The 19,232-nt window shown below is 69.8% G+C and carries 15 protein-coding genes; 9 read left to right on the top strand and 6 right to left on the bottom strand.

The window, feature by feature from the left end; genetic code table 11:
• The first annotated feature begins 32 nt into the window (after window positions 1–32).
• Entirely contained in the window at window positions 33–803 is a 771-nt protein-coding gene (locus tag BHS09_RS36395) for a methyltransferase domain-containing protein (protein ID WP_174259386.1), read from the top strand.
• Window positions 804–824: 21 nt separating this feature from the next.
• On the opposite strand, the gene BHS09_RS36390 is transcribed toward BHS09_RS36395, so the two are convergent.
• Window positions 825–1,427 carry a malonic semialdehyde reductase gene (locus BHS09_RS36390; protein WP_140800365.1) on the bottom strand — a complete coding sequence of 201 codons (603 nt, stop codon included), beginning with the start codon at window positions 1,425–1,427 and terminating at the stop codon, window positions 825–827.
• 172 nt (window positions 1,428–1,599) lie between these two features.
• Here BHS09_RS36390 and BHS09_RS36385 point away from each other — a divergent pair, with 172 nt between their 5' ends.
• Window positions 1,600–1,953, top strand: a complete 354-nt coding sequence (locus BHS09_RS36385; RefSeq protein WP_140795933.1) for a winged helix-turn-helix transcriptional regulator — start codon at window positions 1,600–1,602, stop codon at window positions 1,951–1,953.
• 3 nt (window positions 1,954–1,956) lie between these two features.
• Here BHS09_RS36385 and BHS09_RS36380 read toward each other — a convergent pair whose 3' ends face one another.
• Entirely contained in the window at window positions 1,957–3,096 is a 1,140-nt protein-coding gene (locus tag BHS09_RS36380) for a hypothetical protein (protein WP_174260619.1), read from the bottom strand.
• A gap of 199 nt (window positions 3,097–3,295) precedes the next feature.
• Here BHS09_RS36380 and BHS09_RS36375 point away from each other — a divergent pair, with 199 nt between their 5' ends.
• From BHS09_RS36375 to BHS09_RS36355, 5 genes are all read left to right on the top strand, one after another.
• Window positions 3,296–3,679 carry an Mpo1-like protein gene (locus BHS09_RS36375; protein WP_140800363.1) on the top strand — a complete coding sequence of 128 codons (384 nt, stop codon included), beginning with the start codon at window positions 3,296–3,298 and terminating at the stop codon, window positions 3,677–3,679.
• A gap of 174 nt (window positions 3,680–3,853) precedes the next feature.
• The gene (locus BHS09_RS36370; protein ID WP_201800544.1) at window positions 3,854–4,672 is read left to right on the top strand and encodes a methyltransferase domain-containing protein; all 819 of its coding nucleotides are present in this window, start codon (window positions 3,854–3,856) and stop codon (window positions 4,670–4,672) included.
• A 142-nt stretch (window positions 4,673–4,814) separates the two neighbouring features.
• Window positions 4,815–6,878 (top strand): carbon starvation CstA family protein, encoded by a 2,064-nt coding sequence (locus tag BHS09_RS36365; RefSeq protein ID WP_140800362.1) that lies wholly within the window; start codon window positions 4,815–4,817, stop codon window positions 6,876–6,878.
• A 1-nt stretch (window position 6,879) separates the two neighbouring features.
• Window positions 6,880–7,083 carry a YbdD/YjiX family protein gene (locus BHS09_RS36360; RefSeq protein WP_152039059.1) on the top strand — a complete coding sequence of 68 codons (204 nt, stop codon included), beginning with the start codon at window positions 6,880–6,882 and terminating at the stop codon, window positions 7,081–7,083.
• A 118-nt stretch (window positions 7,084–7,201) separates the two neighbouring features.
• Window positions 7,202–7,924, top strand: a complete 723-nt coding sequence (locus tag BHS09_RS36355) for a YebC/PmpR family DNA-binding transcriptional regulator (RefSeq protein WP_011556981.1) — start codon at window positions 7,202–7,204, stop codon at window positions 7,922–7,924.
• A gap of 62 nt (window positions 7,925–7,986) precedes the next feature.
• Here BHS09_RS36355 and BHS09_RS36350 read toward each other — a convergent pair whose 3' ends face one another.
• The 4 genes from BHS09_RS36350 to BHS09_RS36335 all read right to left on the bottom strand — a co-directional run bounded on the left by BHS09_RS36350 (window position 7,987) and on the right by BHS09_RS36335 (window position 16,650).
• Window positions 7,987–8,790: a lectin OAA family protein gene (locus tag BHS09_RS36350; protein ID WP_140795929.1), complete on the bottom strand. Its 804-nt coding sequence runs from the start codon at window positions 8,788–8,790 to the stop codon at window positions 7,987–7,989.
• Between the two features lie 295 nt (window positions 8,791–9,085).
• Complete coding sequence (locus tag BHS09_RS36345; RefSeq protein WP_140800361.1) at window positions 9,086–13,465, bottom strand: discoidin domain-containing protein; 4,380 nt, start codon at window positions 13,463–13,465, stop codon at window positions 9,086–9,088.
• Window positions 13,466–13,852: 387 nt separating this feature from the next.
• Window positions 13,853–14,509: a peptide-methionine (S)-S-oxide reductase MsrA gene (gene msrA / locus BHS09_RS36340; protein ID WP_140800360.1), complete on the bottom strand. Its 657-nt coding sequence runs from the start codon at window positions 14,507–14,509 to the stop codon at window positions 13,853–13,855.
• 95 nt (window positions 14,510–14,604) lie between these two features.
• The gene (locus tag BHS09_RS36335) at window positions 14,605–16,650 is read right to left on the bottom strand and encodes an ATP-binding protein (protein ID WP_237080048.1); all 2,046 of its coding nucleotides are present in this window, start codon (window positions 16,648–16,650) and stop codon (window positions 14,605–14,607) included.
• A 232-nt stretch (window positions 16,651–16,882) separates the two neighbouring features.
• Between BHS09_RS36335 and BHS09_RS36330 the strand changes: the two genes are divergently transcribed.
• Both BHS09_RS36330 and BHS09_RS36325 read left to right on the top strand, forming a co-directional pair.
• The gene (locus tag BHS09_RS36330; RefSeq protein WP_140800358.1) at window positions 16,883–17,845 is read left to right on the top strand and encodes an ornithine cyclodeaminase family protein; all 963 of its coding nucleotides are present in this window, start codon (window positions 16,883–16,885) and stop codon (window positions 17,843–17,845) included.
• A complete protein-coding gene (locus tag BHS09_RS36325; RefSeq protein ID WP_237080047.1) occupies window positions 17,842–19,230 on the top strand; it encodes an MFS transporter in 1,389 nt (462 codons plus the stop codon). Before BHS09_RS36330 ends, BHS09_RS36325 begins: the two co-directional genes overlap by 4 nt.
• Window positions 19,231–19,232 lie beyond the last annotated feature (2 nt).

Genomic DNA, 19,232 nt, shown 5'->3' with positions numbered 1-19,232 from the left:
GTGAACGGCGGTTTTCGAACGGCGCGCCGTCCATGAGCGACCTGGCGCTGGGGTTCTACGAGGGCATGGCGGAGGAGTACCACCTGCTCTTCGCCAACTGGCCGCAGGTGGTGGAGCGGCAGGGCGCCATGCTGGACGCGCTGCTGCGCCGCTGCGAGGCGCCGCCGCCCCGGCGTGTGCTGGACTGCGCGTGTGGCATCGGCACCCAGGCGCTGGGACTGGCGGGCCGTGGCTACACCGTCCACGCCACCGATTTGAGCCCGGCCGCCGTGGCGCGTGCCGAGCGCGAGGCTCGCGCGATGAACGTGCACCTCACCACGGCCGTGGCGGACATGCGCGCGCTGGACGCGCAGGTGGAGGGCACCTTCCCGGTGGTGCTGGCGCTGGACAACGCGGTGACGCACCTGCTGACGGACGAGGACCTGGACGCGGCGGCGCGCGCCATGGCGTCGAAGCTGGCTCCCGGTGGGCTGGTGGTGCTGAGCGTGCGCGACGCCGACGCGCTGGTGCAGAGCCAGCCCCGCTTCACCTCGGAGCGGCTGCTGGAGGCGCCCGAAGGCCGCCGCATCCTCTTTCAAATCTGGGACTGGGCCGCGGACGGACGGACGTACACGGTGCACCAGTTCATCCTCCGCCCCGAGGGCAAGGGCTGGCACACCACCGAGCACACTGGCGTGTACCGTGCGCTTCAGCGCGTGGACCTGGAGCGGGCGCTCACGCGCGCGGGGCTGATGGATACGCGCTGGTACACGCCGGAGGAGACGGGCTTCCATCAGCCCATCCTCACGGCGCGGCGGGCCTGAGCTCCGCGCGAAGGCGGGCCGCTACTCGATGCGGCACGCCTCGCTGAAGTCCAGGCGAGGGTTGCGCGGGAAGAGTTTCTCCGCGTCGCCGTAGCCGAGGTTGATGAGGAAGTTGGACTTCCACTTCCCCTCCGGGAAGAACGCCGCGTCCACCTTCGCGTTGTCGAAGCCCGCCATGGGGCCGCAGTCCAGGCCCAGCGCCCGCGCGGCGAGGATGAAGTAGCCCCCCTGCAGCGAGCTGTTCATGTAGGCCGTCTTCTCGCGGGCCTCCGCGGGCATGGCGAGGAAGCCCGTCTTCATGTCGCGCGCGGGGAAGAGCTGGGGAAGCTTCTCGTAGAACGCGGTGTCGTACGCGATGATGGCCGTCACTGGCGCGTTCATCGTCTTGTCCACGTTGCCCGGGGACAGGGTGGGTTTGAGCCGCTCCTTCGCCTCGCGGCTCTTCACGAAGACGATGCGCACCGGCTGCGAGTTGGCCGCCGTGGGCGCCATCCGGGCCAGTGCATAGAGCTGCTGGAGGACGTCGTCCGCTACCGGCTTGTCGAGCCACGCGTTGTGGGTGCGGGCGTCGAGAAAGAGCTGGTTGAGCGCGTTGGTGTCGAGGCCGGCCTGCTGCGTTGCCATGGGCGAGTCCCTTCCTGGAGTGGTCCGGCGCGTGACCTTCCCGGGCCACCGCCTCGTTCCTTCAGGTAATGGGCGTGCTTTTAATATGCAAGTCACTTCCAATAAGTAAGTGACTTGGGACTTCCGTGCCGGTGGCAGGGCGGCTCGCTATATTCGGGAAGAGGAGGCGCCAATGGAGCATCCGCTGACACGGTGTGCGCGGTTCGAGAAGGCCAGCGAGCTGATGGGGAAGCGCTGGACGGGCCTCATCCTGCGCATCCTGCTCGCGGGGCCCCGGCGCTTCGGCGAGCTGGGTGAGGAGATTGGCAGCATCAGCGAGCGCGTCCTGTCAGAGCGGCTCAAGGAGCTGGAGGCGGAGGGCGTGGTGTCGCGTCACGTGGACGCGGGGCCTCCCATCCGCGTGGCGTACCAGCTCACGGAGAAGGGACAGGCGCTGTGGAAGGTCGTGGATGAGCTGGCGCGGTGGGCGGAGCGCTGGGTGGACGTGAAGCCCACCTCCGCCGCTCGCAAGCGCAAGTCCGCGTGAGGCTCAGGCGCCGCCGCGCTTCGCGTCCGCTGGGGCGTTGGGGTGGCGGGTGAGCAGCATGCGCAGCTGGGGCTGACGCCGCACCGCCTCTTGCTTCAGCAGGTGGGCGATGAGGGCCGGCGGGGCCGCGCTCCAGCGGGCGATGTTCTGGATGAGCATGGGCGAGCGGTAGGTGCGGCCGCACAGCAGTGACGCCGTCTTCCCATCCACCGGCAGGCCGATGAGCGCCGCCAGCGCGCGGCCTTCCGTGTTGAGGATGAGCTCCACCTTCTCCTCCGCGGGGCCGCTGGAGAAGCGCTGGCGGAGCACCTCGCGCGCCGCGCGCCGCGTGGACTCCGGCACGTCGCGGTCATTGCCCACCTTGTGCAGTTCCATGAGCCGGCGTGCGCTCCACAGCCGCCGGAAGAGGCTGGCGGGGAGCTGCGGGTTGCGCACGAGCCAGCGCCGCACCCCTGTGTCCGCCGCGAAGGCCGCCCGGGCGCACAGCGCCTCCAGGCCGACGGGGTTGCGGTGGTAGCGCGCTACGAGCCGCGCATGGGTCAGGCCCGTGCGCGCGTTCTCCAGCACGGCCTTGATGACGGCGGGTACCGGGTCGAAGCACAGCGCGGAGAGGATGGGGTCCTCCGCCGCGTGGGCGTGGGCGATGCGCTGGTCCTCGGGGAGCGGGTGCAGCCGCAGTTCGAAGAGCTGACGGTAGTTGCCCAGGGCGGCTTCGGGTTCGTCCTCGGAGGAGGGCTCGGCGTTCGGCGCGGTGTCGGGGGCGGGCGCGGCGTCCAGCGGCGTCAGGTCGAGCACGGGGAGGTCTGCTTCGGGCGCGGCGTCCAGCGGCGTCAGGTCGAGCACGGGGAGGTCTGCTTTGGGCTCGGGGGCCGCGGGAGACGTCCGTCGCTGGGGCTCGAAGGCCACTGGCGGGGCGGCGACAGGTGCCGCCGGGCTGGCGGTGGGCGTGGGCAGCAGCGCGCCCTGGGTGACGAGCCGGGAGAGGATGGTCCGCAGCCGCTCGAGGGGCAGGCCCGTCAGCGCGGGCAGGTTCCGGGCCGGGGTGGCGCCGTCCAGGCGGGAGAGCACGAAGCCCTCCTCTGGGCTGAGGGCCAGCGTCCGCAGGTCGACCGAGGGGTTCGGCTTGGGCATCCACTCCGTCATGGCTCCAGAGTCTTTCATGACCTGGAAGGCTGCGGCAGGCCCCGCTTGGGAGGGTGGCACCGGACTGGAAAACATGACGGATGCTGGACGGCCAGCCCGGCTGGTGGGCGTGCGGGGAGTACCCTTGCCTGTCCATGCCTACACGCTCTGCGTCGAGCCGGGTTGACGGGAGGGCGCCCTGGGGCCCTAACTTCCCACCATGTCCGACCGCATCGAGACCTATGCCGAGTTCTGGCCGTTCTACCTGCGGGAGCACGCGCTGCCGTCCACGCGCTGGCTTCACTTCACGGGCACCTCCCTGGGACTGGGGCTGGGCGTGACGGCCGTCGCCACGGGCCGCGGCGCGCTGGTTCCGGCCGCGCTCGTCGCCGCCTACGGCTTCGCGTGGTTCAGCCACTTCGTCATCGAGCGGAACAAGCCGGCGTCGTTCAAGTACCCGCTCTGGTCATTCATCTCCGACTTCCGCATGGCGGGGCTGATGGCCATTGGACGGCTGGCCCCGCACCTGGAGCGTGCCCGGGCGGGCGGCGTGGGCTCGGGTGAAGTGGCCCGCGCGGTGCCCGCGACGCAGCAGGCCCGCTAGCGAGCAGGCTCTCTGGCACGGAGGGAAGGCGGGCTTCGGGGTGCATTGACGCATCCGGGGCCCTCTCCCAGAATCCCACTCGTTTCGGGCATCCGCCCGGGGGATCTCCGTGAACCTGCTGACCCGCGTGAAGAAGAGTGTCCGGCACCGCGCCGCCTACAAGGCGTGGAGCCGTTGTCGAAGCTGCTCAGCCTGACGGGCTTCGGCCGTTATGGCCCGGGTCCTCAGCTCAAGCAGCCCGAGCCGCTGCGCCAGGCCGGCATCCCCGTCGAGTCCTACCGCTTCGATGTGGCGGAGCTGGAGCGCTTCTGGGACGGGCTCCAGGCGCAGAACGCCGTGATTCGGCACTTCTGCGGCTTCCAACCGTATTGGGAGAAGCGGCCGCAGTACTACTTCACCTGGAAGCAGATTGAACCGCTGGTGGCGCGCGAGGACGCCGTCTACGTGGACATCGCCTCCACCCCGAGCAGCCTGTACCTGGACGTGGTCCGGATGCTGGGGCGGACGCGGAACATCTACGCGCAGGACCTGGTCTTCCCGCCGGGCATCCACGGCCACCAGATTGGCGGCTCCGCGGCGGAGCTTCCGCTCGAGGACGGCTCGGTGGACGCGATGACGCTGCACTGCTCCTTCGAGCACTTCGAGGGGACCGCGGACACGGGCTTCATCCGGGAGGCGGGGCGCGTGCTCCGGCCCGGCGGCAAGGTCTGCATCGTCCCGCTGTACCTGGGCGAGTACGCCTTCACCATGTGTGACCCCGCGTGGGGTTACGACATCCGCCGCGACGCGGAGCCCATCATCCACCTCTTCCCTCGCTGGGGTGAGCGGCACGGCCGCTTCTACGACGCCATCACCCTGAAGGAGCGCGTCCTGGCGCCCGCGCACGCGGCGGGGCTTCAGTCTCGCGTCTTCCACTTCGAGAACATCATGGACCTGCACCCGACCTGCTACACGCACTTCGGGCTGGTGCTGGAGAAGCCCGCGAAGGTGTGACGCGCGGGGCGGGGGCGTTGACGGACGACAGTCGCGCGCCCTGCATTTGACACCGGGGCAGTACAGCCCAGGCTATCGCCGACCGTAACAGTCCGTCCCACACCGTTCGCGGTGCGGCGGGCGCAGTTGCGCGGAGGCAGGCATGGGTGGAATCGCGCGGAAGCTGGGCTGGGTGCTCCTCGCCGCCGCGGGCGCGGTGAGCCTGGGCACGGTGGCCCTGCACCGGGGAGAGCGCATCAACGCCATCTGGCTGGTGGTGGCGTCCGTCTCCGTCTACCTCATCGGCTATCGCTTCTACGGCCGCTTCGTGGCGCGCAAGGCGTTGGACGTGGACCCCTCGCGCGCGACGCCGGCGCACCTGCGCAACGACGGCCTGGACTACGTACCCACGGACAAGTGGGTGCTGTTCGGCCACCACTTCGCCGCCATCGCCGGCGCGGGCCCGCTGGTGGGGCCGGTGCTGGCCGCGCAGATGGGCTACCTGCCCGGCACGCTGTGGATTCTGGTGGGCGCGGTGCTGGCGGGCGCGGTGCAGGACTTCGTCATCCTGGTCTTCTCCGTGCGCCGTGACGGCAAGTCCCTGGGCGACATGGTGCGCCTGGAGCTGGGGCCCGCCGCTGGTGTGACGGCGATGATTGGCGTGTTGATGATCATGATGATCATCCTCGCCGTGCTGGCGTTGGTGGTCGTCAAGGCGCTGGCGCACAGCCCCTGGGGCACCTTCACCGTCGCGATGACGATGCCCATCGCCGTGCTGATGGGGCTCTACCTGCGCTACCTCCGCCCTGGCCGCGTGCTGGAAGTCTCCCTCGCGGGCTTCGTGCTGCTGATGCTGTCTATCTGGCTGGGCGGCCACGTCGCCGAGCACCCCACCTGGGGCGAGGCCTTCACGTTCGACGCGCGCGCCCTGGCGTGGATGCTCATCGGCTACGGCTTCTGCGCGTCCGTGCTGCCGGTGTGGCTGCTGCTGGCGCCCCGCGACTACCTGTCCACCTTCCTGAAGATTGGCACCGTGCTGCTCCTGGCGGTGGGCATCATCCTGGCCGCGCCGGAGCTGCGGATGCCGGCGATGACGCGCTTCATCGACGGCTCGGGGCCCGTGTTCTCCGGCGGGCTGTTCCCCTTCCTGTTCATCACGATTGCTTGCGGCGCGGTGTCCGGGTGGCACTCGCTCATCTCCTCCGGCACCACGCCGAAGATGCTGGCCAACGAGGGGGACGCGCGGATGGTGGGCTACGGCTCCATGTTGATGGAGTCCTTCGTCGCAATCATGGCGCTCATCGCCGCGTCGGTGCTGGACCCGGGTGTGTACTTCTCCATGAACTCGCCGCCGTCGGTGATTGGCACCACCGTGGAGGAGGCCGCGCGCACCATCAGCCAGTGGGGCTTCGTCGTCACGCCGGAGGTGCTCAGCCAGACGGCCAAGGACATCGGTGAGTCCACCATCCTGTCCCGCGCGGGCGGCGCGCCGACGCTGGCGGTGGGCATGGCGCAGATTCTCCATGGCCTGGTGGCGGGCGAGGGGATGATGGCCTTCTGGTACCACTACGCCATCCTCTTCGAGGCGCTGTTCATCCTCACCACGGTGGACGCGGGCACGCGCGTGGGCCGCTTCATGATTCAGGAGCTGGCCGGCCTGGTGTACGCCCCGCTCAAGCGCACCGAGTCCTGGACGGCGAACATGGTTGCCACGGCCATCTGCGTGGCGGCGTGGGGGTACTTCCTCTACCAGGGCGTGGTGGACCCGCTGGGCGGCATCAACACGTTGTGGCCGCTGTTCGGCATCGCCAACCAGATGCTGGCCGCCATCGCGCTCACGCTGGCGACAGTCATCCTGGTGAAGATGAAGCGGCAGCGCTACGCCTGGGTGCCCGCGGTGCCCGCGGCGTGGCTGGTGCTCTGCACGCTGACGGCGGGGTGGCAGAAGGTGTTTGGCGACGACGTGCGCATCTCCTTCCTGGCCCATGCGCGGGCCTTCTCCGCGGCGGTGGCGGAGGGGCGGGTGGTGGCGCCCGCGGCGTCCGTGGAGGAGATGGAGCGCATCATCGGCAACGACTACCTGGATGCCGCCCTCACGGGCGTGTTCATGGTGCTGGTGGTGGCCACGGTGCTCTTCGGCGTGCGCGCCGCGCGGGCGGCCTGGCGGTCTCCGGAGCCCACCGCGAAGGAGTCACCCGCCGTGCCGCTGTCGGCGGAGGTCCGCTGACATGGCCGCCATGTGGGCATGGCTGGGGCGCGCGTGGCGCCGCGCGGTGCGAGTGGCTCGGCTGATGATTGGTGTTCCGGACTACGACACCTATGTCGAACACATGCGCCGCCACCATCCGGACCGGGAGGTGATGAGCTACGCCCGCTTCTTCGACGAGCGGCTCCAGGCCCGCTACCGCGGGGGCGGAGGCCGCTGCTGCTGAAACGGGGGCGGGGTGGGGCAGGCCGGAGACCGGGCGGTCTGTCCTGGTCAACATCCGGGCCCCGAGGGCGCTACAGGGAGTAGCCACGCGGAACGTGGCCGACCTATACATCCCTCCCATGGGACGCATTTTCGAGACACGCAAGGCCACGATGATGGCCCGCTGGAACAAGATGGCGAAGGTGTTCACGCGGATCAGCAAGGACATCGCCATCGCGGTGAAGGCGGGTGGGCCGAATCCCGATTCGAACTCCACGCTGCGCCGAGTGCTCCAGAACGCCCGCGCCGCGAACATGCCGAAGGACAAGGTCGACGCGGCCATCAAACGCGCGAGCGGCCAGTCGGCGACCGACTACGAAATCGTACTCTATGAAGGCTACGCGCCCCACGGCATCGCGCTGCTGGTGGAGACGGCGACGGACAACGTCGTGCGCACCGTGGCCAACGTGCGCATGCACTTCAACAAGCACAGCGGGAACCTGGGCACCGCGGGCAGCGTGGCCTTCATGTTCCAGCGCATGGGCGTGTTCCGGTTGAACCCGGAGGGGTTGGACCTGGACTCGCTGGAGCTGGAGCTCATCGACCACGGCCTCCAGGAGATGGGCGAGGGCGTGGGGGAGAAGGGCGAGAAGCAGATCATCATCCGCTCCGCCTTCGCCGACTTCGGCCAGCTCCAGGCCGCCATCGAGGCAAAGGGACTGGTGCCCGTCTCGGCTGACTCCGAATACGTGGCACTGAACCCCATCGAGCTGCCCGAGGACAAGGCCACCGAGGTGCTGGAGCTCGTGGACGCGCTGGAGCAGGACGACGACGTCCAGCGCGTGTTCCACAACCTGGCGTGAGGCTGGAGGCGGGGCCGGCCCTTGAACCGGGGCCGGTCAAGCCGTGACGATGGGGGCGGGCGTCAGCCGAGCCTGGCGCGGAACCCGATGGGGTTCTCGCCGTTGTAGATCATGGTGCCGGCCAGCGTCTTGCCGCCGTCGTTGGACGCGACGTTGAGGGCGACGACGTTCTGGCCATTGCGGGCACCAATCATCCAGAAGCCACCCGGGTTCCAGGGCGCGGAGTTGCCGCCCCATTGGTTCTCCACGGTGTAGGTGTCCGGCGAGGTCAGCGTGCCACGGAAGCCGATGGGGTTCTCGCCGTTGTAGGTCATGGTGCCCGTCAGCGTCTTGCCTCCGTCGTTGGACTTCGCGTCGACGTTGATGACGTTCTGTTTGCCCCGGGTGCCCAGGACCCAGACGCCGCCGGGATGCCAGGGCGCGGCGCTGCCGCCCCACTGGTTCTCCACCGAGTAGCTGTCGCCGTCAGTCGCCTCGCTCCTGAAGCCGATGGGGCCCTCGCCGTTGTAGGTCGTGGTGCCCGTCAGCGTCTTGCCGCCATCGTTGGACTTGATGCTGATGGCCACGATGTTCTGCTTGTCCCGGGCGCCGAGCACCCACACGCCGCCGGATTGCCAGGGCGCGGAGGGGCCACCCCACTGGTTCTCCACCTTGTAGTTGTTGGCCTCGGACAGGACACCGCGGAAGCCAATGGGGCCTTCGCCGTTGTACGTCATGGTGCCCTTCAACGTCTTGCCGCCGTCGTCGGACTTGATGTCGAGGGCCACCACGTTCTGCTTGTCCCGGGCACCGATGATCCAGAGCCCGCCGGGGTTCCAAGCCGCTTGCGAACCACCCCATTGATTCTGAACGAGATATGCAGCCATTCCAGACATCCTTTGAGTCGAGGTTGGACTGACAAAAACTACCTGTTGGAGCCTGGACAGGGCCGGCTCCGGCCGGCCTCGAAGCAGATGGCGTGCCAATTGACGCGAGAGGACCTGCTGTGTCGGGTGACGCCTGGAGTGTCTGGTGTCTTTCTATGCAATCGTTCCGCGCGGGTGGAGGTGTGTCTGGAATGGCGCGGATTGTATGTGTTTGCATTTAGGACCGCGGGGCGACGCCTCTCAGGGCTGGGTGGCCACCGCCCGAGTCACGATGGCCACCCTGGGTGTGTCCTGACTATTTGGTGAAGGTGATGGGCCCGTTGGACAGCGTGCTGTTGCCCGCACCGTCCACGGCGCGCACCCGCCACGTGTGGGTGCCCGTGGCGAGGCCCGTCACGGACATCTGCTCCGTGCCCACGCCGTACACCTCGAACTCCCACAGCGAGTAGCCGAAGCCGGTCGCGCGCTCCACGCCGCGCATCCGCACATAGCGCCCGACGCCGCTCAGGCCGGTGAGGTCATCCAGCCCGCCGTTGCCGTTGGCCTCCGTGTACAGCGTCCGCCAGCCCGTGCTGCCGTCGATGGAGGTCTCCACCACGTACCGGCGGCCGAACGCGGCCTCCCAGCGCAGCACCACGCGCTTGATGGAGTACACGCCGCCCAGGTCCACGGTGAGGGACTCCGTGTCGGGGCTGGCCACGTCGTAGCGGCTGGCCCAGCGCGTCTCCAGGTTTCCGTCCACCGCGTCGTTGGGGCTGCCGAACTCGGACGAGGTGGCCGCCACGTTGCGGCCCAGCGCCAGGTTGGTGCTCGTGCCCACGTAGGCCCGCGGCGTCACCGTGGGCGTGCGGTCCGCCCCGTCCACCACCAGGACGTACCGCGCCACGCCCGCGCCCACGTCCGTGGTCTGCTCCCAGATGAACGTCGTGGACGCACCCGGCACGGAAGTACCGGCCGCCGGTGACAGCGCCGTGAAGGCCGCGGGCGGCGCGGTGTCGTTGAGCGTGAAGGTGGCCGTGGCGGACGTCGTCACGCCGCCCGCCCAGTTGTACGCCCGCACGAACCAGGTGTGCGCGCCGTTGCCCAGGGACACGTTGGCCAGGGCCGCGGATGGCGTCTTCGTCGTCGCCACCGGGAAGGGACTGCCATCCAGGTAGACTTCGTAGCGGTGGATGCCCGTCTGCGGGTCGCTGCTGGGCGTCCACGTGAAGGTGGGCCGCGTGGTGATGGTGGCGCCCGACGCCGGCGTGAGCAGCGTGAAGGCCGTGGGCGGCGTCGCGTCCGACAACCCGAAGCCCTGGATGCCCGCGCCGTACTGGAACAGCGGGTTGCCGTACACCGGGGAGATGGGCAGGCCCAGTGCAATCCGCTGACGAATCTCCGCGCGCTGGGCCTCGGTGGCGCCCAGGTCGAAGGGCAAGTCCCACCGCTCCAGCTGGTTGTTCTCCACGTCGGTGCCAATCTGGTCCAGGGAGCGCGGCAGCTGCCACGGCAGTTGGCCTCGCGGCAGCACGTCACCGAAGAGCACGTCCGCCACGGCGACGCCGCCCATGTCGCCGGGCCGGTACGCCATCAGCAGCGCATTCGTCTGCGGCACCACGTTGGTCAGGATGTAGGGCCGCGGCAGAATCATCACCGTCGTCACCGGGATGTTCTGCGCCCGGAAGCCGGTGATGAGCCCGTACTGGTTGCCCCACTGGGGCTCGTGCGGAGGGCCAATCGGGTCGCCCGGCAGGTAGGGCTTCTCCTTGTCCCACTCGGTGCCGTGGGTGAAGTAGCTCTCGCCCGCCACGACGATGGCCGCGTTGACGGTGACGCCCGCGGGGGCCACGTCCTTGTAGACGGTGATGCCGTCCTGCTCCGCGCGCTGCTTGATGGCCTGGTAGATGGTGAGGTCGCCGAACTCCGTCCCGTGGAAGTCGGAGCGCCACGTCACCATGCAGGCCGGGTCATCCGCGCGGGGGCCGGCCACCACGATGCGCGAGCCGGCGGGCAGCCGCAGCGGCAGCGCGCCGTCGTTCTTCAGCAGCGTCATCGCGTTCTGCGCCGCGCGGCGAACCAGGGCCTTGTGGTCGGCCGTGTGCCACTCGGACGTGCCCGCCGGGCCGTTGCGGTACGGGTCCTCGAAGATGCCCAGGCGGAACTTCAAATCGAGAATCTTCCGCACGGCCTCGTCGATGCGGGCCGGCGTGACGACGCTCTCGAAGTCGCCCATCTGCTGCGGGTTGGCGCCGCCCATGACGTCCGAGCCCGCCATCGCCGAGCGCGACCACGCCCCCGACGGCAGCCAGTCCGAGCAGATGACGCCCGTGTAGCCCAGCTGCTGCCGCAGGTAGTTGAGGATGCCCGGGTTGTCGCCCGCGCCCCATCCCTCCGGCCCGAGCAGCCAGCTGCCCGCGTAGCCGGGCATGATGCCGCTGGTGCCTGCCTCGATGGCCGCGTGCCACGGACGCATGTGGTAGTGGATGGTGGTGCCGTCGTAGGTGATGCCGCCCTCGCCTCCGGCGCCCTGGCCCGGCCAGTGCTTGGTCGTCACCCAGAGGGAGTGGGGGTTCACCTCGGGGCCACCCTGGAGGCCCGCCACCAGCGCGCGCGTCATGCCCGCAGCCAGGTCGGCGTCCTCGCCGCCGCCTTCCTGGATGCGCGGGTAGAGCACCTTGGTGCCCACCTCGGCCAGCGGCGACAGGGTGCCGCGGCTGCCCACCGCGAGCTGCTCGCGGCGCTGCATGTCACCCAGCTCGTAGACGGTGTCCATGTCCCGCGCCGCGGCGAGCGCGGGCTGCGTGGGCCAGCTCGTCTTGAAGCCGTGGATGGTGTCTCCCGCGTCGATGTGCGGGATGCCCAGGCGCGTACGCGCGGAGGCGCGCTGGAAGCTCACGATGTCCGCCGGGCTGAGCGGCCCCATGGTGAAGCCGGCCTCCGGCACCGTCCTCGCCTCGTAGAACATCTGCAGCGCCTTCTCGTGCGGCGTCATGCGCGACATCAAGTCGTTGACGCGCACGGTGATGGGGTTGCCCCAGTCCTCGTACGGGTCGATGACGCCGTTCTTGTTGAGGTCGCGCCGGCCGTTGATGAGCGCCACGCCGTCATCCGCCGTCTCCACCACCGGCAGGTAGACGCTGAAGGTGCGCAGGTCGGAGCGGCTGGTGCCGCCACCGCCCAGGTTGGCCACGACGTACCACTTGTACGTCCAGCGGTCGGGCAGGTCCTGCGGCAGCGTGAAGGAGGTGGCGGTGGTGGTGCCCACCTGGGTGAAGCGGTCCAGCAGGCTGCCGGGCGCCATCCAGTCGTAGTCGTCGCGGCTCAGGTTGACGAACACCGTGTAGCCGGTGGCGCCGGTGACGGGCGCCCACTGGAGCGTGGGCCGGCGGGTGTTGGTGATGACCGCCGCGTTGGCGGGCGCCACCACGCGGAAGGCCCCCGTGACGGCGGGCGGCGGCTGCTTCGGGTAGGGGTCGGGGATGATGGTGCGGTCGCGGCCGTCCGGGCCGGTGGTGAGGGTGAATATCTCCACCCGCCACTCCGCGCCCTGCACCGCCAGCGCGGACACCGTCTGTCCGCGCAGCACCGTGCCGGTGGACGTGGTGACGGCCAGCCGGATGTCGGTGTTCGGCGTGGTGGGTGAGAACTGATTCTTGGACATCGTCACCACGGTGTTGGGCGGGAAGGTCAGCTCGTAGGTGAAGGGCCCGGGCGGGTTGCGCACCGACGGCGTGGTGTTGCCCTCCTCGGGCGTGGGCGTGACGCTGAGGGGCGCGGGCGACACGTTGATTTTCGCGTACGCCAGTTCGGGGAACATCAGCTTCACCGTCTGGGGCGTGGTCTGCGGCGGCGGCTCCTGGGGGCCACCTCCGGGCACGTACACCTCGAAGGCCCAGAGCGAGTAGCCGTAGCCGGTGCCGCGCTCGATGCCGCGCACGCGCACGTAGCGGGCGCTGCCCGACACGGTGATGTCGCGGCGGCCAGGCGCGCCGTCGGTGATGGTGGGCGCCAGCGCCGTCCAGGTGCTGTCGTTGGTGGAGCCCTCAATCACGTACTGCTTCCCGTAGGCGCCCTCCCAGTCCAGCACCACCTTGCCCAGTTGCTGCGAGGAGCCCAGGTCCACGCGAATCCACTGCGCATGGGAGGTGTCGTCGGAGGACCAGCGCGTCGACGCGTCTCCGTCCACCGCGTAGGCCGGTGCCAGGTGCGCGGCGTTGGCCTCCACGCTGGAGGCCGTCGCGGGCCGGCCGCGGGCAAGGTCGCCCGATGGATGCGAGCCCCCGTACACGGCGAACTCCCAGAGGGAATAGCCGTAGTCGATGGCGCCTCGCTGCGTCCCGAGGATGCGGACGTAGCGGCCGTTGCCCGTCACCGCGAGGTCATCCACGCCGCCGTCGCCGTCCGTGACGACGCGCACGTCCTGCCACGCCGCCGCGTCGTTGGAGACCTGGACGCGGTAGCCCCGGCCGTACGCCGTCTCCCATGTCAGGACCACGCGGGAGATGGCCGTCGCCTGGCCCAGGTCCACGTAGAGCCACTGGCCCTCCGCGAAGCTGCTGCCCCAGCGCGTCCCGGCGTCGCCATCCACGGCAAAGTTGCCGGTGAGCCCGGGCTCCGCGGAGGACGTCACCACCGGACGGTTGAGCGCGAGGTTCGTGCCCGACTGGGCCTCCGCGCGCGTTCCCACCGCCATGAACAGCCAGACCGCGACGACGGCGCAGGCCCTGGCCAAAGACAGCCAGGGGCCGTGCGCGCCCTGCACACGGGAAATCGGCACACGCATGGGGAAAAGTGGACCGTTGGAGAAAGTGGGGGAGGGGGTGAACCAGCACGCAGCGACGATGAATGGCGTCCGAGCGGTCCTTTCCTTTCTGACGTCTATTCTATTCCTTCGGCATTGCAACAAAGTCAAACAGAGGCCGGATAATGCATCAAGTCAAGAAAGACTGGTGTGCGACCTGGGGCCCACGGCTCCCGTCACACGCGTCTTTTGTGATGTCTTTGTCTGGGATTGGACTGCATGCCGGAAAGGCGGGCGCATGGAGTCCCCACACGCGCCCGCGCACGTCGGCGTCCGGCTTCAGGCGTTGACGCCCACGCCCACCGGGCAGCTCACGCCGGTGCCGCCCAGGCCGCAGTAGCCACCCGGGTTCTTCTCCAGGTACTGCTGGTGGTAGTCCTCGGCGTAATAGAAGGGCGGAGCGGGGAGCAGCTCGGTGGTGATGGCGTCGAAGCCCCGGGCCGCCAGCGCCTTCTGGTACGCGTCACGGCTCGCCACGGCGGCGCGCTGCTGGGCTTCGCTGGTGAAGTAGATGCCGGAGCGGTACTGCGTGCCCACGTCGTTGCCCTGGCGCATGCCCTGCGTCGGGTCATGGCTCTCCCAGAAGACGCGCAGGAGCTGCTCGAAGGACACCTTCTTCGGGTCGAAGACGACGCGGACGACCTCGTTGTGTCCGGTGAGACCGCTGCACACCTCGCGGTAGGTGGGGTTGGGCGTCAGGCCTCCGGCGTATCCCACCGCCGTGCTGTACACGCCAGTCGTCTGGTAGAACTTCCGCTCCGCGCCCCAGAAACATCCCAGGCCGAAGTAGACCTCCTCCAGGCCTTCCGGCACGGGGCCCTTGATGGGTGTGCCCAGCACCTCGTGCTTCTCCGGGACGGGCATCACGTCCGAGCGGCCCGGCAGTGCTTCCTCCGGGGTCGGAATCCTCGGCTTCTTGGTCGGATTGAAGAACATGCCCTAGGCATAGCGGCCCGGCGTGCGCGATTCACCCCCAGAAGGGGCCGGCGTGCAGGCAGAGGGTGGCAGGCCGTCCCGCCTGCCGCGCTGCTTCATGCGCCCCCGAGCGTCGTGAGGGTGCGGGGCCAGTGGACGGTGAAGGTGGTGCCCTGGTCTCGGTTGGAGCGGACCTCCACGTGCCCCCCGTGTGCGCCGACAATCTGGCTGACGATGTAGAGGCCCAGGCCCAGGCTGCGCTTCTTCCTCGCGACGTCCTGCGGTGGCGCGGTTGCGGGCATGCTCTTGAACGGGTCGAACAGGCGCGGCATCAGCTCGGACGCAATCGGCTCGCCGGTGTTGTGGACCTCCAGCACCACCTCACGCGCCTCTCCGCGCACCGTGACACACACCGGTCTGTCTTCCTGGCCATGCTGGAGGGCGTTGGCCACCAGATTGCCCAGCACCTGCGATACCCGGTCCGGGTCCCAGTTCCCCCGGGTGTCTCCGTGCGCCTCGAACACCAGCGAGCGCTCCGGGGCGCTGACCCGGAGCTCCTCCAGCGTCGCCTGGCATACCTCCACGAAGTCCATGGGCTGGCGGGCCACGGGAAGCCCCCCGCCCAGGCGGGTGCGGGCGAAGTCGAGGATGTCCGTAATCATGCGCCCCATGCGCGCGGTGGCCTTGCGGATGCGGTCCACGGCGCGACGCTCGGGTGGAGTCAGGTCCTCGGACCGCGTGAGCTGGAAGGCCGAGGCGTTGATGGCGTTGAGTGGGTTGCGCAGGTCGTGTCCCAACACCGCCATGAGTTGTTCCCGGAAGTCCACCGCCCGCTGGAGTACGGCCTCCGCCCGCTTGTGGTGGGAGACATCCACCACCGTGCAGCTCAAGCCCAGCACCCCTTGGTCGGGCGTGCGGACCGGGTGGACGCTGGCCTGGAAGGTCCGGGCATCTCCAGGGATGGTGAACTCGACGGCGTCCACGGGTTCACCTGTCTCAATCATGCGGCGGAACATGGGCTCGAACGTGGCCACGGCCGTCACGGGGGCCATCTCCTGGAAGCGGCGGCCCAGGTGGGCTTCCGGCGAGTGGCCGTCGATGTCCGCCATGGCCTGGTTGATGCGCACGAAGCGCAACTCCCGGTCCAACTGGGCGATGCCCAGAGGTGTGGAGGCCAGCAGCGCGTCCAGTTGCGCCAGCGAGCGCTGGGCGTCCGCGTGGGCCTGGCGCTCGCGGGCCCGGAGCCGGGCCTGCACCAGGTGCGCGGTGGCTCGCTGCGCCATGGTCCGGAACAAGAGGGCGTCCGGTTCGGAGAAGACGAAGGCGGTGCGCGAGCACATGTACGCCATGCCCAGGAGTTGGTCGCCATCCAGCAGGGGCACGCCGTACACGGCGCGCAGCCCTTCCTGCTTCAGCGTGGGCAGTGTCACGCGAGGGTCCGTGGACGCTGAGCGCAGCGTCAGGGGCTGACGCTGGCGGAGCACCTCGCCCACGAATCCTTCCTCCCGCTCCAGCGACACGCCGAGCGCCTCGTCCGCGCCCAGGCCCACCGCGGCGCGCACCACCAGCGCGTCGCCTTCCACCAGCACGAACGCCGCCGAGTCGACCGAGAGCGCAGACTCCACCAGGACGGTGAGCAGCCGCGAGGGGAGGCTGGCCATGGAAGGGCTGTCCAGCGCGGCCTGCGTCATCCGGTCCAGGGCCTGGAGGATGCGCTGCCGCCCCTGGGAGAAGGACGTCACCGTCCGGGTGACAATCCGGTCCAGCGCGTCCTCCATCCGCTCCAACTCGCCCGGCGCGGGGTAGGCCGCTTCGGCTTCCATCCTGTGGAGGATGCACTTGCGCAGGAGCGCGTACTCGGACGCCACCTGGCCCAGGTCGAAGCCGGCGTCCAGCCGGGACATCGCGTGCTCGTCCGGCACCGTGGTGAGGATTTCGTCCGGGCCGTGGTCGATGAGGTCCGCGAGCATGTTGAGCAACTGGGGCATGTGGTCCAGCAGCCACGAAGGCTGCGCCGCGTGTCCCACGTGAAACGCTCGCATGGCCCGCTGCCAGTCCTCCAGCACCTCCTCCTGGTGGGCGCGCAGGAACTCCGCCGCCTTGAGCGTCCGAGCCCCGGAGGCCTCCTTGTCGCCCGCTGTGCGTGACTCTGTCTCCAGCATCACTGGCCTCCCGAGGCCCTGGGGCCGCCCACCCCGCCGTTCACCTCCATTCTGGGGACGATGGCGCCTGCGTGCCTCGTCCCACCGTCGCTGGAGGCGGGCCCGGTGGACGCCACCACGGGCGGCACTGCGGCGCACCGTCCGCTCGGACGTCCAACTTCGGGCGCTTGCCACCGTGTCCATGCGCTGTGGAGCTGTGGGCCCGCACGGGCTCGGTTAGGGTGTCTGTAAGATGCGCACGCTCCTGCTGACCCGCTCCGACGTCTCCCGCAACCTGCAGGCTCCTCTCTTGCTGGAGGACATGCGCGAGGCCTTCCGCACCGACGCCCTGGCACGCACCGTGGCACCGCAGCGCGCCCGGGCCCCCCTCCACGCCGAGGGCACCGCCCTGGTGCTGTTCCCTGGCAGCCTGCCCTCCATCCCCGCCTACTCCGTGAAGGTGCACGCGAAGTTCCCCGGCCAGTCGCCGGCGATTCGAGGCGTGGTGCACCTGCACGACGTCGCTACCGGCGAGGTGATGGCGGTGATGGACGCCGGCCACCTGACTGCGGTGCGCACGGGCGTGGTGGGCGCGCTGTCGGCGGACGTGCTGGCGCGGCCGGACGCGAGCCGGGTGGCGCTCATTGGCGCGGGCCGGCAGGCGGTGCTGCAGCTCAAGTCGTTGCGGCTGGTGCGCTCGCTGACGCACGTGCGGGTGTTCGACACGGCGCCGGAGCGCTCGCTCGCCTTCGCCACGCGCATGTACCAGGAGTTGAACCTGCCGGTGCGGATGGCGGAGTCCATGGAGGAGGCCGTCTCCGACGCGGACATCATCGTGACGGCGACGTGGAGCCGTCACCCCTTCCTGCACCCCGGCATGGTGCGGCCGGGCACGCACATCATCGCGCTGGGCGCGGACGAGCCGGGCAAGGCCGAGCTGTCCGCGGAGCTGCTGCGTCAGTCGCGGTTCATCGTCGACCACCGGGGCCTGGCGGTGTCCACCGGCGCCGCGGGCGCGGTGGGGCTGGGTGAGGAGTCCATCCACGCGGAGCTGGGCGAGGTGTTGGCCGGCCTGAAGCCCGGGCGCACGTCCGCGGAGGACGTCACCGTCTTCGCGGCGGTAGGACTGCCCTTCCAGGACCTGGCGGCGGCCTGGCACGTCTACCAGTCGGTCCAGGGCGACGACGCAGTGGGCGGGGTGGACTTCGGCGCATGAGGCGTCTGGTGCTGGGGCTCCTGTGTCGCATCGGCCTGACGCGGCCCGCGCTGCGCGCGTGGGCGATGTACGACTGGGCGAACTCGGCCTTCATCACCACCGTCGTCACGGTGGTGTTCCCGCTCTACTACGCCTCCGTGGCGGCGGAGGGACTGCCGCGCGAGGTGGCCACCAGCCGCTTCGCCACCGCCACCGCGGTGGCGCTGAGCGTGGTGGCGGTGCTGTCACCGGTGCTGGGCGCGCTGAGCGACCGGGCCGGACGCATCAAGCACATGCTGGGCATCTTCGCGGGCCTGGGCATGGTGTCCACGCTGGCGCTGGCCACGGTGGGCCCGGGTGACTGGGAGTGGGGTCTGCTGCTCTTCGGGCTGGGCAACGTGGGCGTGACGGGCAGCATCGTCTTCGCGGACGCGCTCCTGCGGCACATCGCCCGGGATGATGAGCTGGACCGTGTGTCCACCGCGGGCTACGCGCTGGGCTATCTGGGCGGCGGTCTGCTGCTGGCCGCGCAGCTGGTGCTGTTGATGAAGCCCCAGTGGTTCGGACTGGCGGACGCGGGGGCCGCGTCGCGCGTGGCCTTCGCCTCCGTGGCGGTGTGGTGGGCCATCTTCTCGGTGCCCCTCTTCCGGCGCATCCCCGAACCAAAACCGGACGTGTCCGTCCAACGTCCCCCGCTGTCCCTGCGCGGCATCTTCACGCAGCTGGCGGGCACGCTGGGCGGGCTGCGCCAGCACCGTCAGGCCTTTCTGTTGCTGGTGGCCTATCTGCTCTACAGCGACGGCATCGGCACCATCATCCGCTTGTCCACGCTGTACGGGACGGAGCTGGGCATTGGCCGGGGCGCGCTGATTGGTGCGTTGCTGCTGACGCAGGTGGTGGGTGTGCCGTGCGCGGTGCTGTTCGGGCGCGCCGCGGGACGGGTGGGGGTGAAGCGCGCGCTGATGTTCGCCCTGTCGGTGTACGTGGGGGTGACGTTCCTGGGCTACTTCATGCGCACGCCGGTGCACTTCTTCGCGCTCGCGTTGCTGGTGGGCATGGTGCAGGGCGGCAGTCAGGCCTTGAGCCGTTCGCTCTTCGCGCAGATGGTGCCCCGGGACAGGGCGGCGGAGTTCTTCGGCCTCTTCAGCGTCTTCGAGAAAGTCACGGCGGTGGCGGGCCCGCTGGTGTTCGCGGCCACGGTGGAGCTGACGGGCTCCAGCCGGCAGGCGGTGCTGTCCCTGCTCTTCTTCTTCGTGTCGGGCGCGGCGGTGCTGTCCCGGGTGGACGTGGCCGCGGGGCGACGCGCGGCCCGCGAGGCGGAGGCCCGTGCCGGATGGCGCGGCGACGGTGCACCGGAGGTCACCTCGGCCCCGGAGGGCGCGCCGGACGCGAGCCGCGGCGTCTGAGC

It is taken from the genome of Myxococcus xanthus (assembly GCF_006402735.1).
GTDB classification, from domain to species: domain Bacteria; phylum Myxococcota; class Myxococcia; order Myxococcales; family Myxococcaceae; genus Myxococcus; species Myxococcus xanthus_A.
This window is presented reverse-complemented; position numbering and strand designations above follow the sequence as displayed.